Origin of the sequence: Sphingomonas sp. NPDC092440, from assembly GCF_044754985.1 — a bacterium.
Taxonomy (GTDB): Bacteria; Pseudomonadota; Alphaproteobacteria; order Sphingomonadales; family Sphingomonadaceae; genus Sphingomonas.
This window is the reverse complement of the sequence record NZ_JBIVQA010000006.1, coordinates 114851-130369: the sequence shown is the minus strand read 5'-3', so window position 1 is coordinate 130369 and position 15519 is coordinate 114851. Positions and strand designations below refer to the sequence as shown.

The 15519-nt window shown below is 67.0% G+C and carries 8 protein-coding genes; 4 read left to right on the top strand and 4 right to left on the bottom strand.

What is annotated here, in order from left to right; all coding sequences use genetic code 11:
* Position 1 precedes the first annotated feature (1 nt).
* From ACIQCS_RS11895 to ACIQCS_RS11885, 3 genes are all read right to left on the bottom strand, one after another.
* Positions 2–757 (bottom strand): flagellar biosynthetic protein FliR, encoded by a 756-nt coding sequence (locus ACIQCS_RS11895; RefSeq protein ID WP_345847566.1) that lies wholly within the window; start codon positions 755–757, stop codon positions 2–4.
* A 2-nt stretch (positions 758–759) separates the two neighbouring features.
* Positions 760–1029, bottom strand: a complete 270-nt coding sequence (gene fliQ, locus ACIQCS_RS11890; protein ID WP_345847565.1) for a flagellar biosynthesis protein FliQ — start codon at positions 1027–1029, stop codon at positions 760–762.
* A gap of 119 nt (positions 1030–1148) precedes the next feature.
* A complete protein-coding gene (locus ACIQCS_RS11885; RefSeq protein ID WP_345847564.1) occupies positions 1149–1961 on the bottom strand; it encodes an HAD-IIB family hydrolase in 813 nt (270 codons plus the stop codon).
* Positions 1962–2188: 227 nt separating this feature from the next.
* Between ACIQCS_RS11885 and ACIQCS_RS11880 the strand changes: the two genes are divergently transcribed.
* The 3 genes from ACIQCS_RS11880 to ACIQCS_RS11870 all read left to right on the top strand — a co-directional run bounded on the left by ACIQCS_RS11880 (position 2189) and on the right by ACIQCS_RS11870 (position 14150).
* A complete protein-coding gene (locus ACIQCS_RS11880) occupies positions 2189–12736 on the top strand; it encodes a hypothetical protein (RefSeq protein ID WP_345847562.1) in 10548 nt (3515 codons plus the stop codon).
* A gap of 4 nt (positions 12737–12740) precedes the next feature.
* Positions 12741–13058 (top strand): hypothetical protein, encoded by a 318-nt coding sequence (locus tag ACIQCS_RS11875; RefSeq protein WP_345847560.1) that lies wholly within the window; start codon positions 12741–12743, stop codon positions 13056–13058.
* Positions 13059–13274: 216 nt separating this feature from the next.
* Entirely contained in the window at positions 13275–14150 is an 876-nt protein-coding gene (locus tag ACIQCS_RS11870) for a hypothetical protein (protein ID WP_345847558.1), read from the top strand.
* Here the strand turns inward: ACIQCS_RS11870 and ACIQCS_RS11865 are convergent.
* A complete protein-coding gene (locus ACIQCS_RS11865; RefSeq protein ID WP_345847557.1) occupies positions 14132–14932 on the bottom strand; it encodes a MipA/OmpV family protein in 801 nt (266 codons plus the stop codon). The two genes, ACIQCS_RS11870 and ACIQCS_RS11865, sit on opposite strands and share 19 nt — an antisense overlap.
* Before the next feature lie 147 nt (positions 14933–15079).
* Between ACIQCS_RS11865 and ACIQCS_RS11860 the strand changes: the two genes are divergently transcribed.
* Positions 15080–15511 carry a hypothetical protein gene (locus ACIQCS_RS11860; protein ID WP_401530921.1) on the top strand — a complete coding sequence of 144 codons (432 nt, stop codon included), beginning with the start codon at positions 15080–15082 and terminating at the stop codon, positions 15509–15511.
* The last annotated feature ends 8 nt before the right edge of the window (positions 15512–15519 follow it).

The window sequence follows — 15519 nt, the reverse complement described above, 5'->3', positions numbered from 1 at the left end:
GTCAGATCAGCCGCGGCATGGTTTCGAGCGCGGTCCGCATCAGCCGGGCGAAGAGCGCGCCCGAGAAGGACAGCGCAAGCGGCAGCGCCGCGATGGTGGCGAGCGCCTTCACCTGGAATCCCAGGAGCAGCACGTTCATCTGCGGCAGGGTGCGCGACAGGAAGGCGACGATCAGGTCGAGCAGGAACAGCACCAGCAGCACGATCCCCGCCAGCCCGATCGCCATCAGGAACACCGTGCCCATATATTCGATCAGCGGCGCCGGATCGCCGCCCAGGCTCGCGGCGCCGAGCGGCACTTTCTCGACCGAGGCCGACCAGATCGCGAGCAGGTCCTCGGGTGCGCCGATCGCGAAGAAGATCGCGGCACCGGCATAGGCGAAGAACGTGCCCACCAGCGGCATCTGCGCGCGCGTGGTGGGATCGACCAGCACGGCCAGGCCGAACCCCGCCTGGATATCGATCGCGCGCCCCGCGGTGAGCAGGGCCGCGAAGGCGAGCTGGAGCGCGAGCGCGAGCGCTATGCCAAGGAATAGCTCGCCCAGCACGACCACGGGCAGGCCGGCGTCCCAGAAGGGCGCACGCCAGGTCGCGTCCGGATTGCCGGAGACGAGCCAGGCGGAAAGCGCGATCGCCAGGATCAGCCGCACCATCGCCGGAATGCGCAGCAGCGTGAAGGGCTGGGCGAAGCCCAGCGTCGGCGCGATGCGCAGGCTAAGCAGCAGCACCGCCACCGCCTGATCGGTCAGGTCACCCATGATCAGCTCGCGAGGGTGGGGATCACCAGGTACAGGCCGCGCGCGAAATCGGTGATGCGCGCGATCATCCAGGGGCCGAGCAGGATGAGCAGCATCGCCGCCACCAGCAGCTTGGGCACATAGCTCAGCGTCATTTCCTGCATCTGCGTCGCGACCTGCAATATGCTGACCAGCACGCCGACGACGAGCGTGGCGAGCAATACCGGCCCCGCGACGATCAGGCAGTTCCACAACATGTCGTCGAGCAAGTTGAGCGCGCGATCGGCTTCCACGAAATCCCCCCGGATTTTCCGATTGCCGTGCCGAATCGATGCGTTGGCACGGATTCGTTAACCATAATTCCGCACGCCGGGAGACCAAAGCAAATAGCTTTGAATTCAACGGCTTTGGTTCAAATTCCCGCGGGGCCGCCAGTTCCGCCCGCCGGGTGGCGCGTGGCACCGGCGGGTGGAACCACGCGCGCGTGCAGGCAGGCGATGACGGTGGCGATGACGGTGCAGGTCTCGGCGGGGTCGCGGACCTGGACGGCGTCGACGCCCGTCCGGCGCGCGGGCTCGTCATTGCCGCCGGGATACAGGGCATCGCCGACGAACAGCATGTCGGCGATGGGGATGCCGCTCTCCTTGGCGAGCCTTTCCAGGCCATGCGCCTTGTCGATGCCGCGGCGCGTCACGTCGATGGAGGTCGTGCCGCCGAGCCGGATCGACAGATCGGGCAGCAGGTGCTGCAGCTCGGCCTGCAGGGCGGCGCGCTTGCGCCGGTCGGGATCCCATGCCGTCTTGGCCGCCAGCGGTGCCTGCTGGCCGAGCCCGGAAAAGGTGAACTGGCTGCCGCGATCCTCGATCCGCTCGCCCCAGATCCTCTCCGCGGGAAGGGCGACCCTGGCCAGCGCCCGGTCGAACGCGGCGCGGATTGCCGCGCGTTCGGCGTCGCCGAAGCGCTCGGCATAGATCTCGCGCCATTCGCCGGCATAGCGATAGAGCTTGGTGCCGGTCGTCGGCATCAGCCAAAGGCCCTCCCGCCGCGTGCCGGCGCGCAACTGCTCCGCCACCTGCTGCCGGAACTGCGGCCAGTCGCCGCCCGAGATCACGGCGGCGTCGGCCACCGCGAGCAGCCGTGCCAGCATCTCGGCCATCTCGCGCGTGAGCGCCTGCTTGCTCTCGGCGAGCGTGCCGTCGAGGTCGAAAGCGACCAGGCGCTTCATCCGGCCGGCTCCGGAGCGGGGCGCGAAAGCTGGCGGAACCGCGATGTCTTCATGGTGCGGCAATCGATCCGACCGGGCGATGGTTCCGCGGCCCGGATCGTGATCGCCGGAAAACCTGCCGGGGCGCGGCGAAAATCTCCTCCCGGGCCTAAACTATCGCCGAATTCCGCCGACAGGTCATTTCGGGACGGCGCTTGTGCCGCCCGTGTTTGAGTATGGGGGGAATGATGGTCGCGATCTTCACCGGCGCTGGAACGGGGTTCGAGCGCGGTTCGGGAAGCGTCCTGGGATCGTCGGGCCTGCTGGGCTCGGCCGGCTTGGGGCGCGGCGGCGAGCAGGTTTTCCTCAACGCGGCCAACGGCAATCTGCTGATCAGCCGCCAGGACGAGTTCCTGGTCGGTCGCGGCCCGGATGCGGGTGTCGGTCGCACCTATAACAGCCTGGGCAACCACAGCGACGACAATGGCGACAACTGGCTGCAGAGCACGGACCGGCGCGTCTTCGGCCTGACGGGGGCGGCGAACAGCTGGGGCAGCACGGTGAAGCGGCGCTCGGCGGACGGCAGCGAGATCAGCTATGGCTGGGACGGCACGAGCTATGTCACGACTGACGGGGCGGGGAGCTTCGACCGGCTGCGCTACGATGGCTCGAGCTGGACCTGGACCGATGGCGACAGCCGCGTCACCGAGACCTATTCCGCCTTTGCCGGCCATTGGCGCATCGCGTCGCTGAGCGACACGAGCGGCAATGCGCTGACCTATGGCTATACCGGCGACAAGCTGACCACGCTCACCACCGCGAACGGCGAGACGCTCACCTATGTGTGGAGCGGCGACCATATCAGCGAAGTGATCTCGGGCGACGGCGCCTCGACGGTCTATGCCTATGACGGCCATGGCCGGCTCTCGCGGGTTACGGTGGCGCTGAGCCCGGGCGGCAGTTCCTATTCGACCTGGTACGGCTATGTCGGCGCGACGACCCTGGTGTCGCGGATCGAGCAGAGCGACGGCTCGATCCTCGACATCGGCTATGATGCGGTCGACCGCGTCACCAGCCTGGCCCAGACGGTCGCGTCGGGCGCTACCCGCACCACCGGCATCGCCTATGGCGTGGGATATGCCATCGTCACCGATCCCGCCGGCCAGGCGACCCGGCTCGATTATGCGCCGGGGAATCTGGTCCCGGACATCGCGACCTGGCCCAGGAGCAATCTGGCGACCGCGCCCGCCACGATCGATGGCGCGGCGGCGACCAGGTTCGAGGTCACGGGCGCGGGCTGGGCCGCGATCAAATGGGCGCTCACCGCCGCGCCCGGCGACACCCTTACCTATGCGGTCACGCTGCAGGGCTCGGGGGACGGCACGGCGGCATCGATCGGGCTCTACGGCACGATTTCCGGCTGGGGCGACAATGGCTGGGCCCTGGCACGCATCGTCTCGGGGCCGGGCACCCTGTCGCGGGAGGCGGGCGGCCTCTTCAACATAACCGGCCTGTCCACGACCGCCCCGACCCGCATCGAGATCACCCGGAGCTATGACCGGGCCGAAACCGGCGGCATCGACATCTATGTCGATCGCCCGCTCGGCATGCGGGCGGGGCGCTCGCTCCTCATCGGCGCGGTCACGCTGACTCCGGGAATCGCGGCCCAGCGCGCCAACCAGTTGACGGGGATCACCAGCGGCTATGGCACCGACCAGGCCAGGACGGTGCAGTTCGGCTACAACGCCAATGGCGACCTGACCGGCGTCACCGATTCCATGGGGCAGGCGACGGCCTATACCTATGACGCCAATGGCAACCTGCTGACCACGACCGATCGGCTCGGGAATGTCGTCACCCGCACCTATGATGCGGCGAACCAGCTGTTGACCGAGACGCGCATCGGCTCGGACAAGGACGGCGCCGCCGCCGCGCACACCATCCGTCACGTCCATGACGGCGCCAACCGGCTGCGCTTCACGATCGATGCCGAGGGCGGTGTCACCGAATATGACTATGGCGCGGATGGCCTGCTTCGGCTGACCCAGCAATATCGCGGCAAGTTCGACCTGTCCGGGTTGGGAACGGCCAGCGCCCCGAGCGAGGCGCAGATGGTCGCGTGGACCGGCACCGTCGAACCCACCGAGATCATGATCACGGAATTGCGCTATGACGTGCGCGGAAACCTCACGCAGAAGCTGCGCTACGGCGGCGCCTATGCCCCGGGCTCGCCCCATGAAGCGGATGGCCTCACCCAGGAATATTACAGCTATGACCTTGCCGGGCGGCTGCTGTCCTCGTTCGTCGCGGGACGGAACCGGGAGACCTATGTCTATGACGGGCTGGGCCGCCTGACCGCGAAGACCGACGTCAATGAGGGCACGACCAGCTTCGTCTTCAACGATGCGGCGACCCAGACCATCGTCACCCTGGCCAATGGCTTCGTCCAGACCTCGACCTATGACAAGACCGGCGCCCTGGTCAGCTTCACCGAAAGCGGTGCGTTCGTGGAGAGCGGCATCGCGCGATACGCATATGACAGGAACGGCCGGCTGCGGACGACGACCGATGCGACCGGCCGGAAAGTCCATTATCTCTATGACGGGCTCGGCCGGAAGGTGGCCGATATCGACGGCAATGGCAGCGTCACCGAATATCGGTACGACGGCAACGGCCGGCTGGTCGGGACGGTGCACTATGCCGGCGCCGTCAGCGGTAGCGGTACGCTCGCGGCGCTCGACGATCCCGACAACAGCCTGGCACTCGCGGCGATCCGGCCGCCCGCCCATCCGGACGATCTGTGGACCTGGTCGGTCCATGACCGGGAAGGACGGCTGATCGCGGCGATCGCGGGCGATGGCTCGGTCACCGCATATGAATATGACGGCTCGGGCCGGCTGGTGAAGACCATCGGCCATATCAACAAGCTGAGCGCGGGGCAGATCGAGGCGTTCAAGGCGAATGGACCGAGCGCCTCGCGGCCCGATGCCCATCCCGCGGACAGCATCGCGCGCCTTTTCTACGACAGGGCGGGGCGGACGATCGGCGCGCTCGACGGCGAAGGCTATCTCACGCGCACGATCTATGACGGCGCCGGGCAGAAAGTGCAGGAGATCGCCTATGCCAACGCGACCGCCGTCGCCCAGCGGGCGAGCGGTTCGCTCCAGGCGCTGAGCGACAGCGCCGGCACGAGCGCGAGCGATCGTTCTGTGCGGCATGTCTACGACCAGCAGGGCCTGTTGCGCTTCTCCATCGATGCGCTGAACCACGTTACCGGATATGTCTATGTATTCCAGGGCTGGCCGTGGAGCGCGTTCGGGCCGGTGCGCCAGACGATCGAATATGCCGGCACGCTGCCCGCGCTGTCGCGCTATACCCATGCGTCGGTGAAGAACGCCGTCGCCGCGCTGGCCGGCGATCCGGCGAACCGGGCGACCAGCGCCATCTACGACTATGCGGGCCGGCTCGCCTATACGATCGGCGCAACCGGCGCGGTCGTCGGCCATGTCTACGACAATATGGGCCGGCTCGTCCGCAGGATCGAATATGCGACGGCCAACCCCACCACGACGCTGTACAGCAAGGCCGAGTGGGATGATTGGGCTGCCCATTACGCCACGTCGAGCGACCGCGTCACGCGCTACTATCACAATGATCGTGGCGAACTGCGCTTCGTCATCGATGCCGAAGGCTATGTGACCCGCACCGATTATGACGCTGCGGGACGGGTTTCCGCGACGCGCCGCTGGGACGTCGCGGTCTCGGCCAATGATAGCTGGACGATCGCGGCGGTCGACAATGTGGCCGGCGGGAGCTGGGCCGGCACCAGCACCTATTATGACGCCGCGGGCCGGGTCACGCGCACCATCAACCAGGCTGGGCAGTCGCGGCGCTATTACTACCATGCCAACGGCCTGCTGGCCTGGGACATCGCCTCGGAAGGCGGCCAGGACGATAGCCGGACCTATTATCTCTACGACACCGCCGGCCGGAAGGCCGTGGAATATGCGGCATTCGGCACGGCCGAGCAGGCGATCACCACCTATCGCTACAACGGGCTGGGCGATCTGGTGGAGACGACCGGATCGAACGCCGGGACCACGTCGTTCGCATATGACCGCGCCGGGCGCGTGATCCGCCAGACGAACGCCTATGGCTCGCCGACGGTGTTCGAGCACAATGCGTTCGGCGAAGTGACGCGGACGATCAACGCGCGCGGCTTCAGCACCTACAGCCAGTACGATCAGGCGGGCCGGGTGACCTCGGTGATCGATGCGCTGGGGTACACGACATCGACGAGCTACACGGTGTTCGGCGAAGTGGCGTCGGTGACGCGCGGCGGCGCGGTGACGCGCTTCGGCTATGACAAGCTCGGCCGGCTGGTGACGAGCACCGATGCCGAGGGCGGCGTCGAGACCAGCGGCTATGACGCGTTCGGCAACCGGACCCGGTTCCGGAACAAGCTCGGCGGCGTCACCGAATATTCCTATGATCGCCGCGGGCTGCTGGCGGAGGAGAGGGTCCAGGCGATCCTGGATGGGAGCGGCAATGTCGTCACCGCCGGTTTCTCGCGCAACCGCTACGAATATGACGCGCGCGGGAATCTCGTCCACCGGATCGAGGCGTACGACCTGGCCGAGCGACGCGACACCTGGTTCGCCTATGACAAGGCGGACCGGCTGACCTCGAAATGGGGCGCGGCGGTGGCGGTGGGGCTGTCGCAGACGCTGGCCACGCCGACCGAATATTATCGCTACGACACGCGCGGCAATCTGATCGAGACGATCGATGCGGCCGGCGCGCGCACGCTCACCTATTATGACGATCTGGACCGCAAGATCGCCACGGTGGTGCAGACGGGCAGCGCCGGCAACCCGCAGGGCGTGCTGTCGACCTTCGAGTATGACGCCGGCGGCAATCTCGTAGCGCGCCGCATCCATGCGACGCCGATCGCCTTGCCTGGTACGGCGGGCGGCACGCCGCCGGCGCCGGCCGACGGCAGCTTTCGCGAGACGCGCTACGGATATGATGCGCTGGATCGCCTGGTCTGGACCCGGGTCGCCGAACAGAGCGTCGGCCATTGGAACGGCAGCGCCTATGTCCATGTGCCTCGCGCCACGCTGGAGACGGCCTACGAATATAATGTCGTCGGCGATCTGGTCCGCACCACGGACGGCACCGGCAAGAGCCTCTATTCCTATTATGACGACGCCGGCCGCAAGATCGCGCAGGTCGATCAGCAAGGCTATCTGACGCGCTGGACGCTCGACGCGGAAGGCAATGTCCTGAGCGAGCGTCGGTTCACCAGCCCGCCCGTCGGCGCCACGAGCGGCGGCTATGCCGAGCCGATGCCCGGGGGCGACGACCGGGTCACCGAGTTCGCCTATGACAGGATGGGCCGGCGAACCGAGGAGCGGCGCTTGAACGTCGAGGCCTGGGGGCTGAACCTGGCGAACGGCCAGCTCCTGGGTGCGAGCGGTACTTCGCTGATCCGCTACACCTACAACCTGCTGGGCCAGGTACTGACCAAGACCGAGGCGACGGGCGACCGGACTACCTACACCTATGACGATGCCGGCCGGCTGGTGCGCGAGGCGCGGTCGGCCTTTGGCGGCGTCACGCCGACGCTGCGCTATTCCTACGACCGGCTCGGCCAGCTGGTGATGACGCGGCAGGGCGACGACCAGGTCGCCGGCAGCGATCGGATCACCAGCAACCGCTATGACGGGGCCGGCCGGCTCGTCGGTGTGACCGACGCGCTCGGCCAGACCCGCAGCTATGTCTATGACGTGGCGGGCCGCAAGATCGGCGAATATTACAACCGCGCCCTCGGGGACGCCGCCGGGACGATGGTGGTGGAGGGAATCTCCTATCAATATGACCTGGCGGGCAATCTCGTCCGCCGCGCGGTCAACGCGATCTCGGGCGGGGCCTGGAACGAAGTCAGCTGGACCCAGAGCGCGTACAACGCCTTTGGCGAGGTCACTGCGCGGGGCACCAATGGCGGCTGGCAGGAGCAGTTCGTCTACGACAATGGCGGCCGCCTGATCCGCTCGAACGCGGGCGACGGGGTGTGGCGCATCCATGCCTATGACGCGGCCGGCCGGCAGACGCTGACGATCGAGAGCGACGGCAATACCGATCTGTCGGGAATGTCCCAGGCGGAGGCGATCGGCCGGATCGCCGGCGGAACGGTGACGGCGACGGCGACGCGCTTCGACGGGCGCGGCCAGGCGGTGGAGACGGTGCAGATGCTGCGCCGCACGGCGGTGGGCGGCGCGGCGCAGAACATCGCGACGGCGCGCGGCTATACCGCGTTCGGCGAGCTGGCCTGGGAGGACGACGCCCATGGCCGGCGCACCGACTATGGCTACAACACTATGGGCCGGGTCCTCCAGATCCGGCGGCCCATGGTTTCCGCCACCGCCGAGAACGACGTGGTCTCGAGCATCCGCCCGACCGAGAATTTCTTCTACGACATTTCGGGCCGCCTGATCGGCACGCAGGACGCGAACAGCGTGTGGACGGGCTCGGGGGTGAAGACGACGCGCCAGCTGCTGGCGGGCACCGGCTATGGCGACGCTGCGGCGCTGGTGGTGCGCGAATGGCATGCGGACGGCGAGGCGGCCTCCAGCAGCTATGACGTGTTCGGCGATCGCATCGGGGCGTGGGATGAGCTCGGCCGCTACACGGCGATGGTCTATGACCAGCTCGGCCGGCTCACCCAGGCGACCCGGCCGGCGACGGCGGCGGGTGCGCTGGTCCAGTCCTATGCCTATGACGTGCTGGGCCAGCGCATCGGCCATTGGAACAATGTCGTCGGCTATGCGGGGCGCGAGCGCACCGAATATGATGCGCTGGGCCGCGTGACGCTGCAAGTCGCGTTCGGCGGCGATGCGACGACGACCAGCTATGCCTGGGATGCGGGCATCGCGGCCTGGGGGATGGAGGCGCCTGGCGGCTGGATCCAGACGACGAGCACCGATGCGGATCGGGCGTCGTCCAGTGACGGCATCCATGCCGCGATCCAATATGTGGACATTTTCGGCCGGGTCGCCAGCCGCACCGACAAGGGCGGCCAGGCCTATGCCTATCGCTATGATCGCGTCGGCCGCATCGTCGGGGAGACGAGCACGCTTTCCGGGCTCGCCGTGCGCAATCTGGCCTATAGCTATTACAACACCGGACAGATCCGTCAGGTCGTCTCGGGGGACGTGCCCGCCGCCGACAGCAACTGGGATCGCAAGGTCGCGAGCTATGACTATGACGCGCTGGGCCAGCTGACGCGCGAGACGCTGGTGCGCGAAACCGGGGAGTATCGGGCAGGCGGCTATTATCCGGTGCCGGGGCGCGGTCCGGTATTGACCGTATCGGAGGGAGAGGGGCAGGACGATTGGGAGTGGGTCCCGCCGAGCTACACGGTCCAGGCGCAGACGTTGCAGGACGGGAGCGCGGAGTATGACGCGGCGGGCCGGATCACGCGCTATCGCGACACGCTGTCGTCGGGTGTGGACGCGGTGGACAAGCGCTGGAGCTATGACGCGGCGGGGAATGTCCGGTCGATCGTGACGGACTATCTGCCGGTGCAGGCGGATGGCAGCCTGTCCGGGACGGCGACGCGCCAGGGCTGGTGGTATCGCTATGACAGCATGAGCCGGCTGGTGACGACCAGGGGGATACTGGTCGGTGCGCCGGGTTCCGGGGTGATCGTGCGCGGGGATGCGGGCACGGACCTGGGCTATGACGCGACGGGCGCGCGGGTGCGCGCGCAGACGGGCGCGGGGGCGCAGGAAGTCTATTCCTATGACGCGGCGGGCCAGCTGGTGACGGTGGTGATCGGCGGGACGACGCGGGCGCGGACGGACTATGACCTGCTGGGCCGGGTCACCAGCCATGTGGAATATGACGGCTGGGGGATGGCGGTGCACAGCCGTTACGACATCGTCTATGACGCGCGGGGGCTGGTGCTGGCGGAGAAGGGGTCGACGCGGCAGGGCGGGGACTGGCTGCAGAGCCATACGGTGAACTATTACAGCGCGACGGGTACGGGGGCACCGGGCCCGGCGATCGGCTGGGCCGGGCAGGCGGGGAGCGCGAGCGGGAGCCTGCTCTATTACAGCGAGACGAAGAACTGGAAGAATGGCGGCCCGCCGGTCTATGGCGGGCCCGGAAGCTATTCGCGGGCCGATCTCGATTATGCCGACAGCTATACGAGCCAGAGCTATGCCTGGCGCGACGGCGCGGTGCAGGCGCAGGTGCAGTTGGTCAACCGCGACGGGACGAGCAGCTCGAGCTATGGCTATGACCGGGACGGAGGGCTGCGCCAGGTCCGGATCGAGGGCGGATCGCGGCCGCGGACGATCAGCTATCGGAGCGACCTGCAGGGCCAGCTGCTCTACCGGGCGGAGTCGGACGGGAATCTGTCGACGGCGGAGCCGCTGACGCGGACCTACCGGTTCGGCGGGCGGCAGATGGGGTTGGTGAGCAACGACGGGACGTCGAACCTGGACTATGCCGGGGCGATCGACGCGCGGACGGCGGCGCCGGGCGGGGGTGCGTTCCGGGGCGGTGCGGGGAGCGGCACGGTGTTCGCGGATTTCGACGCGAACTTCACGGCGCTGAACGGCGGCGAGGCGGGCGGGGCGTCGAGCTATGTGGCGAGCGCGGGGGAGACGCTGCAGTCGATCGCGGCGCAGCTGTGGGGCGATGCCAATCTGTGGTACAAGCTGGCGGAGGCCAATCCGGGCCTGTCGGCGGGCGGAGCGCTGGGCGGGGGCACGGCGCTGACGGTGCCCGGCGGAGTGGTGGGCAGCCGCCACGACGCGACGACCTTCAGGCCCTATGACCCGGCCGAGGCGATCGGCAACACCTCTCCGAACACGCCGAACCCGCCGCAAAGGGGCAACCGATGCGGGACGCTGGGGGCGATCGTCATGGTGGCGATCGCGGTGGCGGTGACGATGCTCACCCGGGTGCCGTTCGCGAAGCTGTTCGCGGGATTGGGTGTGGGGAGCACGGTGGGGGTGGGCGGTGCGGTGCTGGCCGGCACGACCTCGATCGGGCTGACCAGCACGGCTGCGATCGCGGGCAGCGTGGCGGCGGGCGTGGCGGGGAGCGTGGCGAGCCAGGCGTTCGGCGTGGCGGCCCGCCTCCAGGACGGGATCAGCTGGAAGGGCGTGGCGCTGGCGGGGATCAGCGCGGGAGTGAGCGGCGGGCTGGCGGGCAGCTTCGAGAGGATCGCCGGCAGCGCGTTCCTGGGCGATGTGGTGCGCGGGGCGCTGGGGAGCGTGGTCAGCCAGGGGATCGGCGTTGCGACGCGGCTGCAGGACAAGTTCGACTTTGCCGGCGTGGCGGCGGCGGGGCTGGGGTCGGGGGCCTCGGGCGCGATCGGGCTGGGCGGCTTTGAGGGCCGGCTGGTCGGCAACACCGTGGGCGGCCTGGCCAATGCGGCGACACGCAGCCTGCTCGGCGGCACCGACTTCGGTGACAATATCCTGGCGGCACTGCCCGATATCATCGGGCAGACCGTTGGGGAGACGGTGGCGGGAGCCGCAAGCCGGATGTCTCCGGGGGAACGTGCACTCGTGGCCGAAGCAGCAGAAGCCGCGAGGGGTGCGGTGGACAGTGGCGGTTCCGGCGGCTGGACTCTTCGCGGGGGCAAGCTGCGATTGGCAGGGTCGAATTTTGCTGACCAGTTCACGTTGGGCTATGCCGGTCAGGCGCAGAATGCGCCACAGGCCGCGCCTGCGGAACCTGCTCCCAGCGTGAAGCCGAGGTTGAGCCTGGTTCCGCCGGCGCCGCCAGCCGAGCCGGCGCCCCCGCTCAGTCCCGCTATGGCATCAAGGCTGGCGGGGGTCGCCGCCGGGGTCGGAGAATTTCTGATCTCCGCGTTGGAAGCAGCCGTGATTCTTCCCCCTATCATCATCAATTCGGTCCTGTTCATACCGCCGTCGGGCCGCAAGATCAGCTATCGGTTTGGGGATTTCTCGGACGTAAGCTTCGAGCGTCAGAGCGATGATGGGCCCAATTTCAATATCATGCGGGATGCGCAGGCGGATGCCCCCCGCAGAAAGGTCGGCGAAGCGGAATGGGCCAACGGCGTGGTGACGATCCGTGAACCCGCCACCGTGGCGCAGGCACTGGGACTCGAAAGGCTGCCATGGACGCAGAATATCGTCCGCAAATACAGCGATGGAAATGTCACGGGGTCCGGTTACTCTTCGACCGACCCGGATGAGCTGCGCATCATCAGCAATGGCGCTAAAGCTGGCCTGAGCGACACCTCCATCACGGCAATGGTGCAGAACCACCGGGTACAGCAAAGCGGTGGAGTTGCTTCCGTCGCTGCAGAGACGATGGGACCACGCATCGTATCGCCACGTGGCTTTGTGGAACTCGATGAGTTTAGCAGGCTGAACGTTCTCGACCCGGCCATCGGAAAGCTGAGGCCTGGAGAAGCCTCGGCAGCCGTCGAACTCCAGCAAGTCTTGGGCGGCAGGCTTGAAAGGCTGGCAGGAGCGAGCGGAGCCGACTTTAAGTTTGTGAGCGGCCCTCAGGCTGGCAAGAGTGTGGACTTTTTGCTAACGCCTGGAACAGTCAAGGAGGCCGCCGGAATTAATCGATTCTTTGCGAAGAATGCCGACCGGTTTTCGGATCAGCTTGGTTTGCATTTGGGCAAAGCTGATATTGTGCCGATTGATTCCCGTTTTCTTACGCCTCAGAATAAAAAGGTTCTCATGGATATTGTCGGTCGACAATCTGCGGCTAACCAATCTCGCGTCATAATATTCAGGTGATAAGATGGCTGGATCAGTAATTATTGGTAATAATGCGGGTGTCGCCTTTAGCTCGCGCGGGTTTGATCTAGTGGCCGAGCTGACGCGAAACGTGCTCAAAATCAGCGACCCTGATTTGATCCCGCCCGTCTACGAATCCATGGACGTTGAATATATGCCGTTCATCAGCCTTGCCACTCTTGATGGTGCGAATCTTGAGCGCTTCACTGCAGCTACCAAAAAGGCGTTCTCGGACTGGAAGCAGAACAACTCGGAACCCTTCCCTGAGTGGAACGAGCTCATCGAAAAGCTCGAAGCTGACGAACGACTTAAGCCAGCTTAGCGAGATTTGCTGCCGCAGAGAGTGCACCACTTGCGGGTGTCAGGGCCAATCAGCTCGCGGGAGCGAGCCGTGAAACTTTGGTTCGGGCCGAGCTTGGGGCAAAGTATCCGGGTGCGACGGTCCAGAATGAAGTCTACCTTCGGGGTGCCAACGGCAAGCGTGCGCTTGATCCTCATTTCTGGTTGGATCTATTCCTGCGTGTGAATAGCGGCCTAGGTGGTCGGGCAACGCGATACGGTCCAGGCGCAGACGTTGCAGGACGGGAGCGCGGAGTATGACGCGGCGGGCCGGATCACGCGCTATCGCGACACGCTGTCGTCGGGTGTGGACGCGGTGGACAAGCGCTGGAGCTATGACGCGGCGGGGAATGTCCGGTCGATCGTGACGGACTATCTGCCGGTGCAGGCGGATGGCAGCCTGTCCGGGACGGCGACGCGCCAGGGCTGGTGGTATCGCTATGACAGCATGAGCCGGCTGGTGACGACCAGGGGGATACTGGTCGGTGCGCCGGGTTCCGGGGTGATCGTGCGCGGGGATGCGGGCACGGACCTGGGCTATGACGCGACGGGCGCGCGGGTGCGCGCGCAGACGGGCGCGGGGGCGCAGGAAGTCTATTCCTATGACGCGGCGGGCCAGCTGGTGACGGTGGTGATCGGCGGGACGACGCGGGCGCGGACGGACTATGACCTGCTGGGCCGGGTCACCAGCCATGTGGAATATGACGGCTGGGGGATGGCGGTGCACAGCCGTTACGACATCGTCTATGACGCGCGGGGGCTGGTGCTGGCGGAGAAGGGGTCGACGCGGCAGGGCGGGGACTGGCTGCAGAGCCATACGGTGAACTATTACAGCGCGACGGGTACGGGGGCACCGGGCCCGGCGATCGGCTGGGCCGGGCAGGCGGGGAGCGCGAGCGGGAGCCTGCTCTATTACAGCGAGACGAAGAACTGGAAGAATGGCGGCCCGCCGGTCTATGGCGGGCCCGGAAGCTATTCGCGGGCCGATCTCGATTATGCCGAAGGCAACCCATGCCTACCCCTTTCCGGTTCGGAAACTACGATCGATGCTTCTTCTCACTGGCCGAGGCGATAGGAGACGGACACGAAGCCGAGCGGCTGAGTCTTGTGGGCGACGATCGGGCTGTCCTTCACTCTTCCGAGCAGCGTGGTGACGCCGCCGGTGGCGGCGAGGCTGATGCGGTCGGTCAGGCGATATTGGGCGGTCAGCATGGCCGAAGCGTCGCTGAAGCCGCTCCCCGGGCGATATTGCCGCAGGCCCGAAGCGCGGGACTGCGCAGCATTCACCCCGAAGAACCGGTCGTTGTGCTTCCCATCGGCCCAGCTTGCCGCGACGGTGGGAACGAGCATGAAGCGGGACGACACGAAGACCGGCCGGGAGAGGCTGGCATCCGCGATGAGGCCCTTGGTGCCCCCGGCGAAGCCCTTGGTTGCTCCGATCGTCGCGACGAAGCCGGCGGCCTTGAGGCTCATGAAGCCGCGCGCGCCGGCACCGAAGGAGAGCTCGCCAATTCCCCGGGGCGCGTCCTTGCTGCGGTAGCCGGGCATCATGGCCACGCTCGCGCCGATCGTGACGTGATCCGTGTCGACGGCGTTGATGCCGATGCCGTTGCGCAGATTGGCGAAGAAGGGTCCCCATGCAATGTCGATCACGGGAAGGGGCATGACGCGATAATCCTCGGCGCCCGGATAGGCCGGACCATAGCCCGCGCCGACGCCGATCACGACATGGTCGCCATTGCGCTGTTGCTGCGGCTGGACCTGGTTCTGGGATTGTGCCGCCGACGGGACGCTCGAGAGCGTCAGAAGCGCGGTGGCGATCGCGAGGCAGAAGGGCGTGCTGATTGGACCGTTCACGGATATTCTCACAAAAATGGCTCCGCGGGGTTCGCGGGAGCGGTTGGGGATGGGATGAGGCGCGCGCCGGCATCGAGGCCGTTGCCAGCCAGTGAAGATCGTGCGCCAGCCTCGGGCGGTGTGCGCGGGGAGGTGACAGCCGCTGCCTTGCGGGAAGCCCGCCGGCGCAAGGAACTTCTCGATCGCGGCGATCTGGCGCGGATCATAGCCGGCGGCCCGGATGCGCGCGCGTTCGGCCGCCGGCAGCTCCCGGCCGTGAAGGCGATACAGGATCACGAAGCGGCGAAGCGCCTCCAGGCGCGGGTTCGCCAGGGGCGAATGGGGACGGGGACCGAGCGGATAGAGCGCAAACCGTTTCCTCGGCAAAATGCTCGACAGTGGATCGCGGCAGGCGAGCGCGAGCACCGTGATTTCCAGGCTCGTCAGCGTTTCGTTGCGCACCGTCTGTCTCCTTTCCTGCCTGAGACACCGGCGCCTTCGGCCACCCTCATCAAAAAAATCGGCACCACCGCGCGCCGGGATCCGGGCCGTTCGTTACGCTCTCGGCACCGGATTGTTAGTGGCCGGCTCCAAGGCTAGTACCGCGG